Raw genomic sequence first — 19,612 nt, forward strand, 5'->3', positions numbered from 1 at the left:
GCTTGTCGAGGATCACCGTCCGCCGGGGCCGGCGGACGGCGGTCGCGGGTCACGGTGGCAGCGTGTCGAGAAACGCGAGATAGGCCCGCGTCACCGCGCCCGGGGCTTCGAGCATCGGCAGATGCCCGATGGCCGGCAGCCGCTGCAGCTGCGAATTCGGCAGCAGGCGCTGCAGGATCGCGGCACCGCTGACATGCAGCACGCGGTCCTGCTCGCCCCAGACGATCAGCGTCGGGGTGGGCAGCGGCGGCTGCAACGCGGCGAGCGAGGCATCGAGCGCGCCGGACTGCTCGCGGATCTCGGTGAAGATGAACTCGTTGAGCGTGAGGTTCGCGATCTGCCGCCGCGCCAGCACCGCGCGAACCGGCGCTGGAATGAACGGCGGCTTCTGCATCACGAAGTGCAGCACGCGGCCGAAATCCGCTTCGCTGCGCGCGAACAGTGGCACCGGCAGGCCGGCCGCCATCAGCTTCACCATCTCGCTGTCGTCGGCCCCGAAAACCCCGGCCGGATCGAGCAGCCACAGGCTGCGCACCTGTTCCGGATGGGCGATCGCGTAGGCCGCCGCGATCCAGCCGCCCATCGAATTGCCGCCGAGATGAAAACGCTCGATCTTCAGCGCCTTCGCGATCTGCGCGACGCGCTCGACCTGATCGGCCACGCGATAGCGGGCATCGGCCGGCTTGCCGCTTTCGCCGAAGCCGGGGAGATCGACGGCGTAGACCCGATAGCGCTTCGTCAGGAACGCGGCGACCCGGGTCCAGTTGTCCTTGTCGGCCCCGATGCCGTGCAGCAGCAGCACCGGCGGCGCGTCGGCCGGGCCGCCTTCGAGATAGACGATGCCGAAGCCGGGGATATCGGTCTGCGAGCGCTGCAGGCCGGCGCGCATCCGTTCGAGGCTCAGCGCGGTGTCGGCCAGCTTCACCGGCGCGAAGAAGTACAGGCCGGCGTAGACCAGCAGGGTCAGCGCCAGCAGCGCGAGGAAGGCTTTGACGAGGATCATCAGCAGCAAGGCGGCACCGAAGGGGAGAGTTCGAGCGCCATGGTAGCGGGGTCACGCGCGGTCGCGAGCGCGGCGATGGCCCGGTCGACGTGCCGTCGGCGACAGTGAGCTACTTCCAGACCGCCACGTCGCGGTACTTCAGTGTCGCGCCGCGATCGCCACGCAGCAGGCAGGCCGTGGACACGGCGCGCGTCTGCATCGCCAGCAGGCTGAGCTGACGCAGATGCTCGTAGGGCTTGAGCACCGAAGCGGTCTTCTGCGTGATGTCGCGCTTGACGCTGCGGACGTAGAAGTATTCGAAGGACTTGTCGTCGTCCTTCTCGGCAAGATAGTTCGCAAGCCACGCGGTGGCGATCGAAACGATGCGGTTGCGCGCTTCGTTCGCCGTGTTCTGCGAGATGGTCTTGCCCATCTGGACCGTGCCCAGACCTGCCATCGGGTGCTTGGCGACCCGGCCCACGCGCTGATCGCCTGGCTTCGGTTTGCGGCCCGGAATCTCGTTGGGGGCCGGCTGATCAGGCCGTCCGGCGTGCATCAGCATCGAAGCCCAGGTGTAGCGCTGTCCGTTCTGGCCGTAGGGCACCTGCCGTTCGATCAGGTCGAGCAGCATGAAGCTGGTCATGAACACGCCGCCCTTGGACGCGTCGCGATCGATCCCGCCTTCGCTGATCAGCAAGCCGGCCATCGTGTTCGCGAGTTCGACGGCATCGTCGTCGCCGCTGTCGTGGCCCCACAGCAGTTGCCGGGCCATCGTGGCGGCCGAGGCGTAGACCTTCTCGACCCGTCGGGCCTTGCGGGTGTAGACCGGCTCCTTCTTGACGTCGTAGCCGCGGTCCGCGTCGGCTTTCTCGTTGTCGTCGACGACCTTTCTGGTCGCCCCTTTCACGTCGTTGTGCAGCAGTTCCTTTGGCACGTCGGTGACATCCGACGTGTAGCTTTTCAAATGGCCCGCGTCCGCGCCCCATTTCGCGATCAGGCGATTGGCGACCTTGACGTAGACCGTCGACGGCCCGACCGGCTGCTGCGAGAGCCAGAACCAGTCGGCAATGCCGAGCGGCATGTAGGGCCGGTCGTAGGTTCCAAGCCCGACAGGCATGGTCGCGACCGGCCGCGCCTGGTTCACGAGGGCCCAGAGGTCGGCGTAGATCAGATACTGCGGAGGTGCCAGCTTGAATGAGCGGCCGAACCCTACTTTCATGACGATCCCTCCCTGGAACGCCGTCAGCTTATCGCTCGCCGCGCTTTTTCCAAGCCGGTCGCCAAGCGGCGGTGCCAACCAGTTCTCGCTGCCGTCCGCGCGACATGCAGGGACGGGCTACGCCCCGGGAATGCGGGAGGCGGATCCGGCTCAGGCCAGCCAGCGCAGCAGGTGTGCGGCAACCGCCGGATGGTTGACCAGCTTCAGATGGTGCAGGCCGGGCAGCATCACGCCGTCGCCGGGCGCGAACGGCACGCGGCGTCGGTCGTCGGCATGGTGGCCGGTGGCGCTCGGCGCACGGACCAGACCATCGCCGATCAGCCAGCTCGGCAACGACTCGGCCGTGGCACCGAGCAGCGCGCCGACGTAGTGATGCCGTGCCTTCGGCAGCACGCGCACCGGCTGCCGGGTGTCGTCGGCGTGCTCGTCCGGATGGCGCGACTGCCAGTCGTCGCGGCGCAGCGCGCCGTGACGCAGATCCTTGATGCCGACCGAGCGGGCGTTGATCGCGACCGCCACCGGCCGGGTGATGTCGAGCGCGCCGAGCAGGGTCGTGGCGACGTGGCCGAACTTCTCGAGCGGCGCGCCGTGGTGCGGGCTGCCGAGGCAGACCAGATGCGTGACCCGATCCGGCCAGGCGCGATTCGCTTCGAGCGCGTGGTGCGCGGCGCTGCGCGCGACCAGTCCGCCCATGCTGTGGCCAATCAGCGCGATGCGACGCACCGGCACCGGCCAGTTCGCGACCAGCCGATCCAGCGCGTCGGCGAGGGCTTCGCCGTTGTCGGCGATGTGCCGGCCGCTGTTGTAGCGGACATAGACCGGCGTCCAGCCCTGTGCCTGTTGCAGCGCTTCCGGCATCGTCGGCACGCCCGGCATGCGGTACAGCTGCCAGACCTGCTCGTCGCAGCACAGGCCATGCAGGTAGATCGCGACATCGACGCCCGCGGTGCCGAAATGTCGCGTCAGCGCGGCGCGGTCGGTCGCCACCGCCGTGCCGTCGGCGGTACGGAAGCCGAGCGTGATCGCCAGCCCGTTGCCGCTCTGGGCGAGGAAATCGCCGAAGACGCCGTTGACGGCGCCGATGCCCTTGCCGAGGACCGCGGCCAGTGCGCCCATGTCAGCGCGGGCCGGGCAGACGGCGCTGCGGTTCCGGCGGCGGGTCCAGCGCCTTGCTCAGTGCATCGAAACCGTGATGGGCGGCGAGACGGATCGCCAGATGCACGCCGCGGGTGATGCCATCGTGCACGGCGCGGACCTGATCGCTGACCGTGCCGACGCCGGGTACCAGGGCAAGCGCGCGGAACGGCTTGTCGGCAATCGCCAGATGCATTTCCTCGATGCGGGCGCTGCCGCGGTCGATCCCGGTCTTCAGCAGGGCCAGAGCGCCCTGCAACTGCTGCAGCGATTCGTGTCGTGCCATGGTCGTCCTCCGCAATGTGAACAAGTGTGCACAAAGCGTTTCAAGGTGTCCACTGGGTATTTCTTCCCGTCGCGGCGAGCGGGCCGCCGCCGACCCGGTCAGCCGTGGTCGCTGGGGCTTTCCGGCACCACGGGCGGGCGTTCGCGGGCGGCCTTGGCGGTGGCGACGGTGCCGGGTCCGAACAGCGTGTCGAGCATCGGCTCGATCAGGTCATCGAGACTCAGGCCGACATTCAGCTGGCTGGCCAGATGCAGGCTCAACAGGCCGTGGAACGAGGCCCAGGTAATGTGGGCGCCGACGATGGCATCGCCCCGCAGCCGTCCGGCACTGGCGGCGAACTGGTAGGCATCCTGGACGACAGCGATGGTCCGAAGCCGTGCGGCCTGCAGCTCCGGAAAGTGGGCGGGATTCGGCTGCCGCAGCGAGTACATCAGCCGGAACTCGGCCGGCTGAGAAGTCGCGAATTCGGTGAACGACATCACCATCCGGTACAGCTTCGCGAGCGGTTCGTCGACGACGGCGGTCGCGGCCAGCAGCCGGTCCGACAGGCGATCGAAGCAGTTCGCGCGGAGTGCCGCGAAGATGTGGTCCTTGTTCTTGAAGTAGCGGTACGGCAGCGCCTGGCTGCGGCCCATCTCGGCGGCAATCGCCCGCAGCGTCACCGCCTCGTAGCCGTTGCGGTCGTACAGGCGTGCGGCTGCGGCGCAGATTTCGGCGCGTATGCTGTCAGCGACTTCAGAGGTCTGTTTCGGGCGAGCCATGGAACTCGTCGATGCTCGGGAACCTGGCAACGAACGCGGCAGAGGGTCCGAGCAACCCACCGGTCATGGCGGAGGTGTCGATCAGACGGAGCAGTCCGTTGCGATTGCCGCCAGTCGGCGCTTCCAAGAGGAAAGCCAACTTTGCGGAATGGGATCATCGCAAGAGCAGCGGGGTCGTTTCGCGAGCCAGTTCTCACTTGCGAGCCAGTGGCAAGGTCTGCGTGCTGTTCGTCCGGATTGGCCCGTCAGGTGCGCCCGCCAGCATCCACACGCAACCGATCGTCGATCGCGAGCGTCGGGCGGATCATGCGTACAGCCTGTTTTGCGCCGCGTGGCTGCCCCGCGGCAGCCCGTGCGCGCCCGCGTTAGCTGCGGGGCGTGATCTCGCGCATCAGGCCTTCCTGCGCGGTGCTCGCGACCAGACGGCCGCTGCGGTCGTGGATCAGGCCGCGGGTCATGCCGCGCACCGACTGCGCGCTCGGCGAGTCCATCGAGTACAGCAGCCAGTCGTCGACCCGGACATCGCGGTGGAACCACAGCGCGTGGTCGATCGAGGCCACGACCATGTCCTGCGAGAACCAGGTGCGCTTGTACGGCAGCAGCGCCGTTGTCACCAGGTTGAAGTCCGAGGCGTAGGCCAGCACGCAGCGGTGCAGCAGCGGATCGTCCGGCAGACGACCGGCGGCGCGGAACCAGAACGCCTGCCGCGGCTCGCGCGCCTCCGGCTGGAACGGGTTCAGCGGGTTGACGTGCATGAACTCGAACGCCTGCTCGCGCAGGAACGCCGTGCGGAAGCGCTCCGGCATTCCCGGATTGCGCGCCACCTCGTCGGCCAGCCAGCGTTCGCGCAGCGCCTGCTGGCCCGTCAGGGTTTCCGGCGCCGGCACCTCGGGCATCGGCATCTGGTGTTCGAAGCCGGATTCCTCGCGCTGGAACGACGCGATCAGCGACAGGATCGGCTGGCCGTGCTGGATCGCCTGCACCCGCCGGGTGGTGAAACTGCGGCCGTCGCGGACGCGATCCACCTCGTACACGATCGGGGCTTCCATGTCGCCTGGCCGCAGGAAATACGCGTGCAGCGAATGCGGCAGCACGGCATCCACGGTGCGTGCCGCCGCCACCAGCGCCTGGCTGATGACCTGACCGCCGAACACGCTCTTGCCTCCGAGATCACGCGACTGGCCGCGGAACAGGTTGACCTCCAGCGGTTCGAGATCCAGCAGGTGAACGAGATCGGTCAGGCAGCGATTCATGGCAGTCGGCAAACGCGAAGAAAGGCGGGCAGCTTAGCCGTCATGTTGCAGCGCGCCAAATGGACCTGCCGGGCGCGCGCGGGCACCGGCAGCCTCAGGCGCTCAGTCCTGCCGCGTGGCCGGAGGCCCAGGCCCACTGGAAGTTGTAGCCGCCGAGCCAGCCGGTGACGTCGATCACTTCGCCGATGAAATACAGGCCCGGCACCCGCTTCGACATCATCGTGCTCGACGACACGCCGTCGGTATCGACGCCGCCGAGCGTGACTTCGGCGGTGCGATAGCCCTCGGTGCCGCTGGCGGTGACCGGAAAATCCTGCAGCTGCGCGGCCAGCGCCTTCAACTCGGCGGTTCGATACTGGCGCAGCGGCTTGTTCGCCGGCAGCCAGCGTTCGCACAGGCGCTGCGCAAAGCGCTTCGGCAGCACCTCGGCCAGCACCGTCTTCAGTTCGGAGGCCGGCCGCTCCGCCTGCTGCGAGACGAGCCAGCGTTCGGCGTCGTCGTCCGGCAGCAGGTTCAGATGCAAGGCGTCGCCCGGCTGCCAGTACGACGAGATCTGCAGGATCGCCGGGCCGCTCAGGCCGCGATGCGTCACCAGCAGGCCGCCGCGGAAGCTCGCATCGTTGGCGGCGGCAGCCACCGGCAGCGCGACGCCGGCAAGATCGGCATAGTCGTCCAGCGGCTTGCCGGACAGGGTCAGCGGCACCAGACCGGCGCGCGTCGGCAACACCGCGTGGCCGAACTGCTTGGCGATCTGGTAGCCGAAGCCGGTGGCGCCCATCTTCGGGATCGACAGGCCGCCGGTGGCAACCACCAGTGACGCAGCGGTGTAGACGCCGCGCGTGGTGATCGCTTCGAAGCGGCCGAGGCGCTGCTGCACGTCGCTGATCGTGCAGTCGGTCTCGATCACGACGCCGGCGGCGGCGCATTCGTCGACCAGCATCTGCACGATCTGCTTCGACGAGACATCGCAGAACAACTGGCCCAGTTCCTTCTCGTGATAGGCGATGCCGTGGCGCTCGACCATCGCGATGAAATCCCACGGCGTGTAGCGGGCGAGGGCCGACTTGCAGAAATGCGGATTCGCCGACAGGTAGTTCGCGGCCGTGGTGCCGGTGTTGGTGAAATTGCAGCGACCGCCGCCGGACATCAGGATCTTCTTGCCGACGCGATTCGCGTGCTCGATCACCCGCACGCGCCGGCCTCGGCGCGCGGCGGTGAATGCGCAGAACAGCCCCGCCGCACCGCCGCCGAGGATCAGCACATCATCCGTCGCGCCGCTCACCAGACCTTGCGTTCCGGCAGCAGCCCCTGCAGTTCTTCCGGCGTCAGGTCGCGCCAGGCGCCGACCTTCAGATTGCCGAGCCGCACGTTGATGATGCGCACGCGCTGCAGCCGCACCACCTTGTAGTCAAACGATTCGCACATCCGGCGAATCTGGCGGTTCAGGCCCTGGGTCAGCGTGATCCGGAAGCTGAACTCGCCGAGGGCTTCGACCTTGCACGGCTTGGTGCGGACATCGAGCTCGGTCAGGTGCACACCGCGGCTCATCGCACTGATGAAGGCCGGCGTCACCACGCGGTTGACCGTCACCCGGTATTCCTTCTCGTGGTTGTTTTCCGAGCGCAGGATCTCGTTGACGATGTCGCCATTGTTGGTCAGCAGGATCAGGCCGTCGGAATCCTTGTCGAGCCGGCCGATCGGGAAGATGCGTTCGCGGTGCTTGATGAAGTCGACGATGTTGCCGGCGATGTGGCGCTCGGTGGTGCAGGTGATGCCGACCGGCTTGTTCAGCGCCAGATAGACATGCGATTTCGGTGCGCCGATCGGCTTGCCGTCGACCGTCACCTGATCGCCGTCGTTGACCTGCGTGCCGAGCGTCGCGACCACGCCATTGACCGCGACCCGGCCGGCCTCGATCCAGCCATCGGCCTCGCGGCGCGAGCTGATGCCGGTTTCGGCGATGAATTTATTCAGACGCACGGGTTCAGGCGCATGGGTTCAGACGCACGGGTTCAGACGCGGGTCGTCGGTGCCCGGTCGGCCGTGCTCATGCGTAGAAATGGAACAGCGCCGCCGCGCCGAACGCGAACAGGCTGCGGACGATGCGCACGATGCGGTCACGCGGCAGCAGCAGGCTGTCGATCTCGTCCTCGGGCAGGCCCTGATGGGCGTAGGTTTCCTCGCGTTCCTTGCGCAGGATGTTGCGGTCGATCAGCGCCGTCACGAACCAGCAGAAGACGAAGTAGAGCGCCGCCAGCGGCCCGAACAAGGCCAGCGAAATCAGCAACATGCCCCAAGACAGGAACGGCTTCAGATAGCGGTCCACGGCGATGCTCGGTCAGGCCTTCAGCACGGTGGCGTGCAGGTCGTGGGTGTCGGCGGCGGTGACCTTGGCCATCACCCGCTGGCCGGGCGTGGCCTTGGCGGCACCCTTCAGGATCACCTGCCCGTCGATCTCCGGCGCATCGGCCTGGCTGCGGCCGATGACGCCGTCCGGGCCGACATGGTCGATCAGCACTTCGATGGTCTTGCCGATCTTCTTCTGCAGCTTGGCGGCGCTGATCTCGGCCTGCTTGGCCATGAAGCGGTCGAGGCGCTCGTCCATCACCTCCTGCGGCACGGCGTTCGGCAGGTCGTTGGCGGTGGCGCCATCGACCGGCGAATAGGTGAAGGCGCCGACCCGGTCCAGCTGCGCCTCGTCGAGCCAGTCGAGCAGCGTCTGGAACTCGGCCTCGGTCTCGCCCGGGAAGCCGACGATGAAGGTCGAGCGCACGGTGATGTCCGGGCAGATCGCGCGCCAGGCTTCGAGCCGGCGCAAGGTGTTCTCGGCGGCGGCCGGGCGCTTCATCCGCTTCAGCACCGCGGTACTCGCGTGCTGGAACGGCACGTCGAGATACGGCAGCACCAGGCCCTCGGCCATCAGCTCGATCACGCCGTCGACATGCGGATACGGGTAGACGTAGTGCAGGCGCACCCACGGCTTGTGCGGGGCGTCGAGGTTGGCGAGGCCGCGGCACAGGTCGAGCATCCGCGTCTCGTATTCGGCATCGCGGAAGCTGCGCTTGGCGTACTTGAGATCGGCACCGTAGGCGCTGGTGTCCTGCGAGATCACCAGCAGTTCCTGGACGCCGGCGCGGGCCAGCTTCTGGGCTTCGATCAGCACGTCGTCGACGGGGCGCGAGCGCAGCTTGCCGCGCATCGACGGGATGATGCAGAAGCTGCACTTGTGGTTGCAGCCCTCGGAAATCTTGACGTAGGCGTAGTGGCGCGGCGTCAGCTTGATGCCGATGTCGTCCGCGCCGCCGCCAGGACGCCGCTGAGACGGCAGCAGGTCCAGGAACGGGTCGTGCTGCGGCGGTGCGGCCGCGTGCACGGCGTTCATCACGCCCTTGTAATCCTGCGGACCGGTGATCGACAGCACGTCCGGGAATCGCTCGGTGATCACGTCGCGCTTGGCACCGAGACAGCCGGTGACGATCACCTTGCCGTTCTCGGCCATGGCATCGCCGATCGCGTCGAGCGATTCGGCCACGGCGGAATCGATGAAGCCGCAGGTGTTGACGATGACGACATCGGCCGCGTCGTAGCTGCCGACGGTTTCATAGCCCTCGGCCCGAAGCTGGGTCAGGATCCGTTCGGAATCGACCAGCGCCTTCGGGCAGCCGAGCGACACGAAGCCGACTTTCGGGGCGGATTTCGTCCCGGCAGTGGGAGTTTTGCGACGGGAACGGGCGGCAGCGGCGGGCATCAAGGCACCGGAATGAAGCGGGGAGCCGGCATTTTACCTGCTGGGGCGGCGACCCGAACCGCGCGCCACCGGCGGGGTCGAATCTGCAGGTTGTTGTCGCCTCACTCGGCGCTGTCCGGCGGCATGACGCCGGGCAAGCGGCCGTTCATCGGCGCTCGTTAGACTAGGTTCAAACAAAAGCGTCCCCCTCAGGAGCACAGTCATGGGCAAGTTGCTGAAAATCGGGTTCGGAATCGTCGGCGCGCTGCTGCTGGTGGTCGTGCTGGCGGTCGGCGCCTTCGCGCTGTTCTTCGATCCGAACGATTTCCGCAGCCAGATCACGAAGGCCACGAAGGACGCCACCGGCCGCGAACTGACCGTCGGCGACATCAAGCTCAGTATCTATCCGGTGCTCGGCGCGCGCGTGCAGGCGGTCAGCGTGAGCAACGCGCCCGGTTTCGGCGACCAGCCGATGGCCCAGATCGCCGAGGCCGATGTCGGCCTGAAGCTGCTGCCGCTGGTGCTGCAGCGCGAGCTGAAGGTCGGCAAGGTCGTGCTGAACGGCCTGAACCTGCGGCTTGCGAAGAACGCCGACGGCGTCAGCAACTGGGACGACCTGACCAAGACGGGCGAGAAGAAGCCCGATCCAGCCGCTGACGCGCCGGCCGATGCGCCCAGCGAGGGTCCGGGGCTCAAGTCGATCAACATCGGCGGCATCACGATCAACGACGCCAACATCGCCTACGACGATGCCAAGGCCAAGCAGAGCTACGCCGTGTCCGGGCTGAATCTGTCGACGGGCTCGATCACCCCGGGCGAGCCGTTCGACCTGAAGCTGGATTTCTCGACCACGGCGAAATCGCCTGCGCTGAAGGCCGACGTCAAGCTCGCGACGCGCGTCGAGTACGACCTCGCGCAGCAGCAGTACGCGGCGGACAAGCTGGTGTTGAAGGTGCTGGCGACGATGCCTGACCAGAAGGCGGACATCGAGCTGGCCGGCAACGTCAAGGCTGATCTTGCCAAGCAGACCGCCAACGTCGACAAGCTCACCGTCAAGGTCAAGGCCGAGCAGAAGGAACTGAAGGCGGACGTCGCGCTCGCCGTCGGCATTTCGGCCGTGATCGACAAGCAGCAGGTGCGTGCCGAGAAGATCGCGCTGAAGATCGACGCCGAAGGCAAGGCGCTGCCCGGCGGCAAGCAGACCGTGAATTTCACCGGCGATGCCATCTACGACGGCAGCAAGGGCACGATGAAGCTCGCCGGTGGCGACGTGCAGGTGGCCGGGCTCGACGCGACGATCGCGCTCGACGGCATCGGTCTGGACGGCGACAGCCCGCGCTTCTACGGTCCGATCTCGGTCAAGACCTTCAATCCGCGCGACCTGATGAAGCTGCTGGACATCAAGGTCGAGACGGCCGACGCCAACGTTTTGAAGGAACTGAGCCTGCGCGGCAAGATCGACGCCACGCCGAAGAGCGCGCGCATCGCCGAGCTGACCTTGAAGCTCGACCAGAGCACCGCGACCGGCAGCCTCGGCATCTCGAACTTCGACACGAAAGCGGCGGAGTTCGCGCTGAAGCTCGATGCCATCGACGCCGACCGCTATCTGCCGACACCCGCGCCGGTCAAGCCAGGCCCGCTGACTGCCGAGGAGAAGGCCGCCGCCAATGCGGTGGAGCCGCCGGTGCAGAGCCTGGACGGCTTCACCGCGAACGGCACGGTCGACATCGGCAAGCTCAAGGTCTCGAACGTCAGCATGAACAACGTGCAGTTCCGGCTGAATGCGACCCAGGGTCAGGACAAGGTCATCGGCCTGAACGCCCAGCTCTACGGGGGCAGCATCGCGTCGACCACGAAGATCACCGCCGACGGCACGCCGCGCTACGCCGAGCGGCTTCAACTGACCTCGATCTCCGCCGGCCCGCTGCTGAAAGACTTCACCGGCAAGGAATCGATGACCGGCGAAGGCAATTTCGCGCTCGATGTCACCTCCACCGGCAAGACCGTCGGCGCGATCAAGCAGGCGCTGAACGGCGATGCCTCGTTCAGCTTCGTCAACGGCGCGGTCAAGGGCTTCAACCTTGGCCAGATCCTGCGCAAGGGCGATGCGCTGCTGAAGGGCCAGCAGCTCAATGACAGCGCGCCGGTGCAGACCGACTTCACCGAGCTGAGTGCCGCCGCGAAGATCGTCAACGGCGTGCTGCAGTCCGATGCGCTGAACGCGAAGAGCCCGCTGTTCCGCGTCGACGGCGCCGGCAAGGTCGATCTCGCGCGTGAAACCATCGACTACACCGCCAAGCCGACGATCGTGAACACCGCGAGCGGGCAGGGCGGCAAGGACCTGCCGGACCTGACCGGCATCGTCATCCCGATCCGCGTCACCGGCACCTTCGACCAGCCGAAGTACGCGCTGGACCTGAAGGCTGCGCTGACCCAGAAGGCCACGCAGGGCCTGCGCGACCAGCTCGTCGGCGACAAGGGCGACAAGCTGCGCGAGAAGCTCGATACCCAGATCGAGAAGAAGCTCGGCACCTCGCTCGATGCCAACCCGGCGCTGAAGGACAAGCTGACCAACGGCCTGAACTCGCTGTTCGGCAAGAAGAAGCCGCCGGCCGATCCGGCCGCTGCGCCAGCACCGGCGCCCGCGCCTGCCGCGCCGGCACCCGCCCCGACGCCCGCTCCGACGCCTTGAGCCGCAAGCCTGTGGCGGCGGGCGAACCCGACTTCGCCGGCCGCCTGCTGGCCTGGTTCGATGTCCATGGCCGGCACGACCTGCCGTGGCAGTCGCCGCGGTCGGCCTATCGCGTCTGGCTGTCGGAGGTGATGCTGCAGCAGACGCAGGTCGCCACCGTCATCCCGTATTTCGAACGCTTCCTCGCGCGCTTTCCGGATTTCACGGCGCTGGCCGCGGCCGACATCGACGAGGTACTCGCGCTGTGGGCGGGTCTCGGCTACTACGCCCGTGCCCGCAACCTGCACGCCGCGGCGAAGCAGGTGGCGTCGCGGCATCGCGGCGAGATGCCGAACGACCTCGAAGCGGTGCAGGCGCTGCCCGGCGTCGGGCGATCCACGGCTGCCGCGATCCTGGCCCAAGCCTATGGCGCGCGGCACGCGATCCTCGACGGCAACGTCAAGCGGGTGCTGGCGCGCCATGCCGCGGTGCCCGGCTGGCCGGGCGAGCCGAAGGTCGCCGCGAGGCTGTGGGCCGTGTCCGAGCGTCTGCTGCCGCAGACGCGGCTCGCCGACTACACGCAGGCGATCATGGATCTGGGCGCGACGCTGTGCACGGCGCGCGCGCCGGCCTGCGAGCGCTGCCCGGTGGCCGATGATTGCGTCGCACGGCGCGACGAACGCGTCGCCGAATTCCCGGCGTCGAAACCGGCCAAGGCGCGGCCGTTCCGGCAGGCGCAACTGCTGGTGATCGAGAACGCCGATGGCGACCTGCTGATCGAGCGTCGCCCGCCGAGCGGCATCTGGGGCGGCCTGTGGTCGCTGCCGGTGCTCGATCCCGGCATCGAACCCGCGGCTGCCGTTCGCGATCGCTACGGACTGGCCGTGCGGAAGCTCGGCGGCCTGCAGCCGTTCCGCCATGCCTTCACCCATTTCGAGCTGGAACTGACCCCGCAGCGCCTGCGCCTCGTCACCGACGTCGGCGCGGCAGTGCACGAGCAGCCCGACCAGCGCTGGCTTAACATGCGCCGCGACCCGCTGCCCGGGCTCCCGGCCCCGGTGCTGCAGTTCCTGCTGCGCCAGCGGGCAGTCGATGCTCCGGCTGCGCCCGCGCCATCCCCGACTTCCCCGAACGCACACCCAGACCCATGTCCCGAACCGTCCACTGCATCAAGCTCGGCACCGAAGCGGAAGGCCTCGACCGCGCGCCCGTCCCCGGCGACCTCGGCAAGCGGATCTTCGAACATGTCTCCAAGCAGGCATGGAGCGGCTGGCTCGCGCACCAGACGCGCGTGATCAACGAATACCGGCTGGTGCTGTCCGACGCCGAAGCCCGCAAGTTCCTGATGGCGGAGCTCGAAAAGTACTTCTTCGGCGGCGGCGATCTGACCCACACCAGCTACGTCCCCCCGAAGCGCGCCTGAGCCGCGTTCGAGCGCGAAGCAGGCCGATGCGGCGCCGTCACGGATTGCTTGACGCCGCCCCCGTCCGTCGCGTCTAATCGCGCTCCGCGTTGCAGCCCGACCCGCTCGGAAGCTCAACCTGGCATGCAAAAGCTGCACGTTGGCCGAGTAGCTCAGTCGGTAGAGCAGGGGATTGAAAATCCCCGTGTCGGCGGTTCGATTCCGTCCTCGGCCACCATATATTGGTGGGAAAGCCTCTGAAAACAGGGGCTTTTTTTTGCCCGCTGAATTGAGCGCCGCAGCCGTTTCGGATTTTTGTGCCTAAATTTGTGCCTAAATTCAGGTTCCGAGCGACACGGATACCGTCCCCCACAAGCAGGGGATGGCGAATGGCGAGGAAAGGAAGACCGAACAGCGGGTCGATCATCGAGCGGGGGCCGTATCAGTTCTGCGCGCGGTTCAGCCACGACGGCAGGCGAGAGAGTCGGACATTCGAGACGCGCCCGCTGGCGGAACAATGGTTGGCAGGGATCAAAGCTGCCCAAGACAAGGGTCGGTTGACCAAGGCGATCGACGCCCGCGATCTCACGCTGGCGGACGCGCTGAATCGCCGCCTTGAAATGTGCGCGGACCAGAAAAGCAACGTCGAACAGGAGCGGCAGACCCAGCGGCTCATCGAGAAGTTTCCGGATCTGACGGGCAAGCGTCTTTACGAGATCGACGAGATCGACATCCTCGGATTCATTGAGGAGCGTGAGGAACAGGTTGCCAACGGAACCATCAACCGGGACCTGTCGCTGATCAGCAACGCGTTCAATCGTGCCCGGTCGCGCATGCACTGCGTCGGGCTCACCAATCCGATTGGGCCCACGACGCGGCTGAAGGAGGCGAAGGGGCGGGACCACCGGCTGGCTGCGGATGAAGAGGAACTGCTCCTTCGCCTCGCGCATCCGGTAGAAGCACTGACCCACACCCCCATCGGCAGCATCATCCGGTTCGCGCTCGGCACCGCGATGCGCAAGTCGGAAATCGCCCGCGTGGATTGGCGGAATGTCAATCTTGATCGCGGAACGGTGCTGATTCCCGATACGAAGAACGGCAGCCCCCGTACCGTGCCTCTGGGGCTCGCCATGCGTGCACTGGTTCGCGAGCAGGGCCCCGGGGCGTCTGGCTGCGTCTGGGCAACGACATCGGCCATTTCCAGCGCGTGGCAGCGACTTAAGAGAGTCGCGATCGCAGAGGCGCAGCAACTGGTTTCAGCTGGGGTCGCGCTGTCGGATCTGCCGGGACGGCTGCTTGATCTACGCTTTCATGACCTTCGTCACGAAGCAACATCGCGATTGATCGAGCGTACCGGCTGGGACAATGCGCGCATCCGGGCCGTGACCGGACACAAGACCGACGCGATGCTCGCGCGATACACGCACCTCAGGACGGCCTCACTCGCTTCGGAACTGGCAGCGCTTGAAGGCGGCGCGGTTGCGAATCTGCACGCCATGGGTGCCTGCGAGCGCGACGATCGACAGCCAGACGACCCTTCAATACGGGCTCAATGGAAAGCCGTAGCCACCAATGCCACGTTACTGAAATTGCTGATTTCGTCAAAGCCGATTGCCGAGGTTGCCAAGGAGTTCGGGGTTTCAGATGTTGCCGTTCACAAGGCCTGCAAACGGCTCGGAGTTGAGAAGCAGCGCCGTGGTTTCTGGCTTGAAGGCAGACGAGCGAAGGCCGCGTGATGCTTGCGGAAGATTGACTGCGAAAAATCAGCCGTGCAACCGCTGCTGCCCGTATTTGTGCAGCTTTCACAGGCCTTTGGATTCGTGAAAGCCGGGTGATTCTTTGTAAATTTCGCTTGCCTTGGTTCGTGCAACGCCTTCAGCAGCGTCAAGCCTGATCCCAAGCCGACGATCGGCATCAAAAGCCATGCCGCTCGACGGCCTGAGATCACCGGCTCGGCCGGCACGGGCTTGACCCTGCTTCGGGTCGCCCGATTGGTCGCCATGCCACGATGCGGGAGACTGCCCCGCATCGTGGCCACCGTTCATGGCAAGGTTGCTTTGTACTCGCACTTTTATTGGGTCTATCAACGTGCTTGGCTTCGTTCAGCGACACTGCGAAGTTGGTCTCCGATGGCTTGATTGGTGCCGACCACGAAGAACGAGCGAGCAATTGTAAGGTTGGGAAACGTACCGACTTGAATCGGGATGGTTTCGTCGAGTCCACCGCGCTAAATTGCTTCGACGCCTAGCTGGCTTATAGCAATGCAGCCTCCAGCCGCCGCTTTCGCTGTTCCCAGTCGGGCATCACCTGCGCCAGATGCTTGAAAAAACGTGCATCGTGGTCGCGCTGTGTGGCATGACACAGCTCGTGGGTCACCACGTACTCGATGCAGGGGCGCGGGGCGCGCACCAGATTGACGTTCAATGTCATCGTTCCGATGAGCGACAGACTCCCCCAGCGTGACTGCATGGTGCGCACGATCAAGCGAGGCTCGTCGACGCCCTTGAAATGCGGCAAGGCGGCATTCAGCACTTCACTGAACACGGCCCCGGCGCGGTCAAGGTACCAACGGTGCAGCAGTGCTTTGACACGATCGGGCTCGGGGGTGTCGGGTAAGCAGACAAGGAGCTGTCCGCGTGTGAGTTTCACGCTGGCCGATTCGCCTTGCAGCAGCTTGAGCCGGTACTGCCGACCCAGATACAGATGCGATTCGCCGCTGACGTACTGCCGTGCCGGGGTGCGCGGGCGGTAGCGCGCGAATTCGGCCAGTTGTCGACTGATCCAGGCGGCGCGCTTCTGTACGCGCTCGGCTATCACGGCCTCCGAGCAGCCCAGCGGCGCACGCACCAGCACGCGGCTATCGGGGTGAACCTCGATCGTCAGCGTCTGCCGCGATGCCAGGAAGCGCACCTCGTAGGGGATCGAGTCACCGCCGTAGGTCATCGAGCCAAACATGATCTTCAACGCCCCATCCGGTGCCGGGCGAGCTGCATGGCCTTATCGATGATCTCGTCCATCTCTTCGGTCGAGAGTGCGATGCCTCGTGCACCCTTCAACTCGTCATAGAGGTAATCGTCGATCTCGTTCATCGTTCGGCGCTGCGCGTCGAGGTCATCCCAGTAGCCCACCTTGCGATTGCGCCGGAAGATATTCCATACCGCTAGGGCCGCCTGAGTGGCGTCGATCTGGGCCTGCTCGGTGTCGCTCGAATGGTTCGCTACGAAAGGCCGCAGCAGACCGTAGACGGCAGCCGCATCAGCGTCACCCTTCAGCTCAAGTGGCAAGCCATCGCCCTTGCGCGAGACCACCGCATCCTTGATCTCCTTGACTCGCTGCAGATACTCCAGGTCGGACAGGCGCTTGGCGCGGTAGTCGTCGATGGCCTGCTGGATCAGCTTGGAGAATTTCTCGTAGAAGGCCGGGTCCTGTTCAAGCCGCTCGGTGATGGCGCGCTTGGTGGCGTGGGCAATGGTGTCGGCTTTGGCACCCAGGCTCCTTTCGCTCCCGGCACCCTGATCCTCTACGACCTTCTGAAACGCGGCCTCGTCGAAGATGTTCACCGGCGCATTCAACTGCACCACCTCGGAGGCCGAGATATGCGTGTCCAGCAGCTTCTGGATACGCGGCTCGAAATCACGGTAGTCCACGGACTCCGCATAGCGAAGCTTTACGGCTGCCTTGAGATTGACGAAGCGCTTCAGATCATTCTTGTAGGCGCGCAGCTTCTGCTCGGGCGTATCGGTGACGAACCTTTCACTGGACAGTGCGATGGCCAGTGTCTTGGCGTAGGCGGACAGCCTCTCGTAGAACTCGGCACGCAACTTCTCGTCGCCCAGCAACTGCTCGAAGGCTTCCTCGTCCTGACGGTTCTTCACCGTTTTGAACAGATCCCACAGCTCGGCGTGACGCTGCGGCAGCGCCTTGATTTCCCCGAGGATCGAACTGAGCGCACCTTCGAGATCCACAGCCTCGAACCCTTCGAGCGCGCTGTAAGTGGTCAGTGCTTGATCTAACTCGCCGAGTACACCAACGTAGTCGATGATGAAGCCGAAGTCCTTCGCCTTGCTGCCGGATTCGTCTTCATAAAGGCGGTTCACGCGAGCGATCGCCTGCAACAGGGAATGGTCCTTGAGTCGGCGGGCCAGGTACAGCACGGTGTTACGCGGTGCATCGAAGCCGGTCAGCAGCTTGTCGACCACGATCAGGATCTCGGGCTCGTCGCCGAACTTGAAGGCGTTGACGATCTGCTTGTTGTAGTCCTCCTCCGATCCGTAGCGTTTCATCATTCGCTGCCAGAAAGCCACCACCGCGTCGGCGGACTCATCGGCGTCGATTTCGTCGAAGCCTTCGCGCTCGTCGGGCGGCGAGATGATCACCTCGCTGCTGACCGCTCCAAGCTCATCCAGAAACGCCTTGTAGCGCAGCGCCGCCATTTTGTTCGGAGCCACCAGCTGGGCCTTGAAGCCGGTGCCTTGCCAGTTCTGGCGGTAATGCTCGCTGATGTCGAAAGCGCGCATGTAGATCACCTGCTCGGCCTTGTTCAGCATCTCGGCACGGGCGTACTTCTTCTTCAGATCGGCCTTCTGCTGGTCCGTCAGCCCCTGGGTGTGGCGCTCGAACCAGATGTCGATGGCAACCTGGTTCTGCTCCAGTTCCACCATCCGGCCTTCGTAGAGCAGCGGCACGATGGCGCCATCGGCCACCGCTTGGTCGATGGCGTAGGTGTGGATCACGCCGCCGAACTTGGCGACGTCGCTCTTCTCGCGGGTCAGCAGCGGCGTACCGGTGAAGCCGATGTAGCAGGCATTGGGGAACATCTGCCGCATACGCGCCGAATAGCTGCCGAGTTGCGTGCGCTGGGTTTCGTCCACCAACACGAAGATGTCCGGCGAGGCGTCGCTGAACTTCTTGTAGGCCAGCGCCTTGTCGAACTTGTGCACCAGGGTGGTGACGATATGCGCCTTGCCATCGGACACCAGTTCCACCAGGTGGCGGCCACTGTCGGCGCGATCAGGCGAGAGGCCACAGGCGGCGAAGGTATTGCCGAGCTGCTTGTCCAGATCCACACGGTCGGTCACCAGCACGATGCGCGGGTTGCGGATGGAAGGTTCAAGCGCAAGCGCACGGGCAAGCATCACCATGGTCAGCGATTTGCCCGAGCCCTGGGTATGCCAGACGATTCCGCCCCGGCGCTTGCCGCCGTCGTCCGTCTGCCGGACCCGGGCGAGCACCTCACGGATGGCGAACACCTGCTGGTAGCGTGCGATCTTGCGGACGCCGCCATCGAATACCGTGTAGGCCCAAGCCATCTCCAGCAGGCGCTCAGGTCGGCACAGGGCGTAGAGCGCGCGGTCCTGCTCGGTCACCTGCCGGCCGACCAGATAGGGGGCAGTCTCCTCGCGCACGCCAAGTTCGGTTAAGGCCAGATCGAACAGCGACGCTTTCACCGATTCCGGCAATGGGCGTTCCAGCAGCGGCATCAGTTCCGCGTCCGCCGCTTCTTCCTTCCACTTCGACCAGAACTTGGCTGGCGTGCCGGCGGTGGCGTACCGGGCCTCGTTCTTGTTCACCGCCAGCACCATCTGCGCGTAGGTGAACAGGCGCGGTATGTACTCGTCGCGCTGGTTGCGGATGGTCTGCGAGATGGCCTGAGCCACCTCGATCCTGGGCGACTTGCACTCGATCACCGCGAAGGGGATGCCGTTGACGAACAGCACGATATCCGGCCGGCACGTCTCCACGCTGCGCGAGCGCTCCACCGCGAACTCGGCGGCCACGTGGTAGACGTTGTTCTGTGGATTGCGCCAGTCCACGTAGTTGAGGGTGAAGCTCTTCTGATCGCCCTCGACAGACTGCTCCAGCGCCACGCCGAGGGTCAGCAGGTCATACACCGCCTCGTTGGTCTTGAGCAGGCCGTCATACTTCACGTTCTTCAGGCGTTGGATGGCGCTCTGGATGTTCTCCTCACTGAAGAGGTAAGCACTGCCCTTGTGCTGAATCCGATTCGACTTCTTCAACTGCTCGCGCAGGATCTCCTCCAGCACCACGTTGCCGGCCTTGCCGCCACGTGCGCCAAGCGTCTCGGCAGGTGTCAGATACCGGTAACCCAGATTGACCAGCACCTGCAGGGCCGGAATCTGGGATAGGTATTTTTCGTCGAAGCGGAAACTCTCCATG

Annotated in this window: 15 protein-coding genes, 1 tRNA gene and 1 pseudogene; 5 read left to right on the forward strand and 12 right to left on the reverse strand. The window is 65.7% G+C overall.

Going from position 1 to position 19,612, the window contains the following annotated elements; genetic code table 11:
• Positions 1-49: 49 nt before the first annotated feature.
• The 10 genes from QZ951_RS16455 to rimO all read right to left on the reverse strand — a co-directional run bounded on the left by QZ951_RS16455 (position 50) and on the right by rimO (position 9,383).
• Positions 50-1,003 (reverse strand): alpha/beta fold hydrolase, encoded by a 954-nt coding sequence (locus QZ951_RS16455; protein WP_293002546.1) that lies wholly within the window; start codon positions 1,001-1,003, stop codon positions 50-52.
• A 109-nt stretch (positions 1,004-1,112) separates the two neighbouring features.
• Positions 1,113-2,201 carry a hypothetical protein gene (locus tag QZ951_RS16460; protein ID WP_293002549.1) on the reverse strand — a complete coding sequence of 363 codons (1,089 nt, stop codon included), beginning with the start codon at positions 2,199-2,201 and terminating at the stop codon, positions 1,113-1,115.
• A gap of 150 nt (positions 2,202-2,351) precedes the next feature.
• Positions 2,352-3,317 (reverse strand): alpha/beta fold hydrolase, encoded by a 966-nt coding sequence (locus QZ951_RS16465; RefSeq protein ID WP_293002551.1) that lies wholly within the window; start codon positions 3,315-3,317, stop codon positions 2,352-2,354.
• Position 3,318: 1 nt separating this feature from the next.
• Positions 3,319-3,621 (reverse strand): hypothetical protein, encoded by a 303-nt coding sequence (locus tag QZ951_RS16470; RefSeq protein WP_293002553.1) that lies wholly within the window; start codon positions 3,619-3,621, stop codon positions 3,319-3,321.
• Positions 3,622-3,719: 98 nt separating this feature from the next.
• On the reverse strand, positions 3,720-4,382 hold the full coding sequence (locus QZ951_RS16475; RefSeq protein WP_293002555.1) for a TetR/AcrR family transcriptional regulator: 663 nt from the start codon (positions 4,380-4,382) through the stop codon (positions 3,720-3,722).
• Positions 4,383-4,747: 365 nt separating this feature from the next.
• Positions 4,748-5,635 (reverse strand): acyl-CoA thioesterase II, encoded by an 888-nt coding sequence (tesB, locus tag QZ951_RS16480; RefSeq protein ID WP_293002557.1) that lies wholly within the window; start codon positions 5,633-5,635, stop codon positions 4,748-4,750.
• Positions 5,636-5,729: 94 nt separating this feature from the next.
• Positions 5,730-6,917 carry an NAD(P)/FAD-dependent oxidoreductase gene (locus QZ951_RS16485; RefSeq protein ID WP_293002559.1) on the reverse strand — a complete coding sequence of 396 codons (1,188 nt, stop codon included), beginning with the start codon at positions 6,915-6,917 and terminating at the stop codon, positions 5,730-5,732.
• Entirely contained in the window at positions 6,914-7,615 is a 702-nt protein-coding gene (locus QZ951_RS16490; protein WP_293002561.1) for a pseudouridine synthase, read from the reverse strand. The genes QZ951_RS16485 and QZ951_RS16490 overlap by 4 nt, the downstream gene beginning before the upstream one ends.
• 67 nt (positions 7,616-7,682) lie before the next feature.
• Positions 7,683-7,961, reverse strand: a complete 279-nt coding sequence (locus QZ951_RS16495; protein ID WP_293002563.1) for a hypothetical protein — start codon at positions 7,959-7,961, stop codon at positions 7,683-7,685.
• A gap of 12 nt (positions 7,962-7,973) precedes the next feature.
• Positions 7,974-9,383, reverse strand: coding sequence for a 30S ribosomal protein S12 methylthiotransferase RimO (rimO, locus tag QZ951_RS16500; protein ID WP_293002565.1), 1,410 nt, complete (start codon positions 9,381-9,383; stop codon positions 7,974-7,976).
• Positions 9,384-9,585: 202 nt separating this feature from the next.
• Between rimO and QZ951_RS16505 the strand changes: the two genes are divergently transcribed.
• The 5 genes and pseudogenes from QZ951_RS16505 (at position 9,586) to QZ951_RS16525 (ending at position 15,171) form a co-directional block, all read left to right on the forward strand.
• The gene (locus QZ951_RS16505) at positions 9,586-12,054 is read left to right on the forward strand and encodes an AsmA family protein (RefSeq protein ID WP_293002567.1); all 2,469 of its coding nucleotides are present in this window, start codon (positions 9,586-9,588) and stop codon (positions 12,052-12,054) included.
• 11 nt (positions 12,055-12,065) lie between these two features.
• Positions 12,066-13,094 (forward strand): annotated as a pseudogene (gene mutY, locus QZ951_RS16510) (A/G-specific adenine glycosylase); the annotation flags it as partial.
• Positions 13,095-13,180: 86 nt separating this feature from the next.
• On the forward strand, positions 13,181-13,456 hold the full coding sequence (locus tag QZ951_RS16515; protein WP_293002569.1) for an oxidative damage protection protein: 276 nt from the start codon (positions 13,181-13,183) through the stop codon (positions 13,454-13,456).
• Between the two features lie 141 nt (positions 13,457-13,597).
• A tRNA-Phe gene (locus QZ951_RS16520) sits at positions 13,598-13,673 on the forward strand.
• A 151-nt stretch (positions 13,674-13,824) separates the two neighbouring features.
• Entirely contained in the window at positions 13,825-15,171 is a 1,347-nt protein-coding gene (locus QZ951_RS16525; RefSeq protein WP_293002571.1) for a site-specific integrase, read from the forward strand.
• A gap of 517 nt (positions 15,172-15,688) precedes the next feature.
• Here QZ951_RS16525 and QZ951_RS16530 read toward each other — a convergent pair.
• Positions 15,689-16,390, reverse strand: a complete 702-nt coding sequence (locus QZ951_RS16530) for a SprT family zinc-dependent metalloprotease (RefSeq protein ID WP_293002626.1) — start codon at positions 16,388-16,390, stop codon at positions 15,689-15,691.
• A 5-nt stretch (positions 16,391-16,395) separates the two neighbouring features.
• Positions 16,396-19,611 carry a type I restriction endonuclease subunit R gene (locus QZ951_RS16535; protein ID WP_293002572.1) on the reverse strand — a complete coding sequence of 1,072 codons (3,216 nt, stop codon included), beginning with the start codon at positions 19,609-19,611 and terminating at the stop codon, positions 16,396-16,398.
• Between the last annotated feature and the right edge of the window lies 1 nt (position 19,612).

It is taken from the genome of Nevskia sp. (assembly GCF_021732705.1).
Lineage (GTDB): Bacteria > Pseudomonadota > Gammaproteobacteria > Nevskiales > Nevskiaceae > Nevskia.

What these genes read in the sequence shown, in the direction of transcription:
- QZ951_RS16455 (WP_293002546.1), bottom strand. Translation starts at nt 1,003, where the DNA reads ATGATCCTCGTCAAAGCCTTCCTCGCGCTGCTGGCGCTGACCCTGCTG.
- QZ951_RS16460 (WP_293002549.1), bottom strand. Translation starts at nt 2,201, where the DNA reads ATGAAAGTAGGGTTCGGCCGCTCATTCAAGCTGGCACCTCCGCAGTAT.
- QZ951_RS16465 (WP_293002551.1), bottom strand. Translation starts at nt 3,317, where the DNA reads ATGGGCGCACTGGCCGCGGTCCTCGGCAAGGGCATCGGCGCCGTCAAC.
- QZ951_RS16470 (WP_293002553.1), bottom strand. Translation starts at nt 3,621, where the DNA reads ATGGCACGACACGAATCGCTGCAGCAGTTGCAGGGCGCTCTGGCCCTG.
- QZ951_RS16475 (WP_293002555.1), bottom strand. Translation starts at nt 4,382, where the DNA reads ATGGCTCGCCCGAAACAGACCTCTGAAGTCGCTGACAGCATACGCGCC.
- tesB (WP_293002557.1), bottom strand. Translation starts at nt 5,635, where the DNA reads ATGAATCGCTGCCTGACCGATCTCGTTCACCTGCTGGATCTCGAACCG.
- rimO (WP_293002565.1), bottom strand. Translation starts at nt 9,383, where the DNA reads ATGCCCGCCGCTGCCGCCCGTTCCCGTCGCAAAACTCCCACTGCCGGG.
- QZ951_RS16505 (WP_293002567.1), top strand. Translation starts at nt 9,586, where the DNA reads ATGGGCAAGTTGCTGAAAATCGGGTTCGGAATCGTCGGCGCGCTGCTG.
- QZ951_RS16515 (WP_293002569.1), top strand. Translation starts at nt 13,181, where the DNA reads ATGTCCCGAACCGTCCACTGCATCAAGCTCGGCACCGAAGCGGAAGGC.
- QZ951_RS16525 (WP_293002571.1), top strand. Translation starts at nt 13,825, where the DNA reads ATGGCGAGGAAAGGAAGACCGAACAGCGGGTCGATCATCGAGCGGGGG.
- QZ951_RS16530 (WP_293002626.1), bottom strand. Translation starts at nt 16,390, where the DNA reads ATGTTTGGCTCGATGACCTACGGCGGTGACTCGATCCCCTACGAGGTG.
- QZ951_RS16535 (WP_293002572.1), bottom strand. Translation starts at nt 19,611, where the DNA reads ATGGAGAGTTTCCGCTTCGACGAAAAATACCTATCCCAGATTCCGGCC.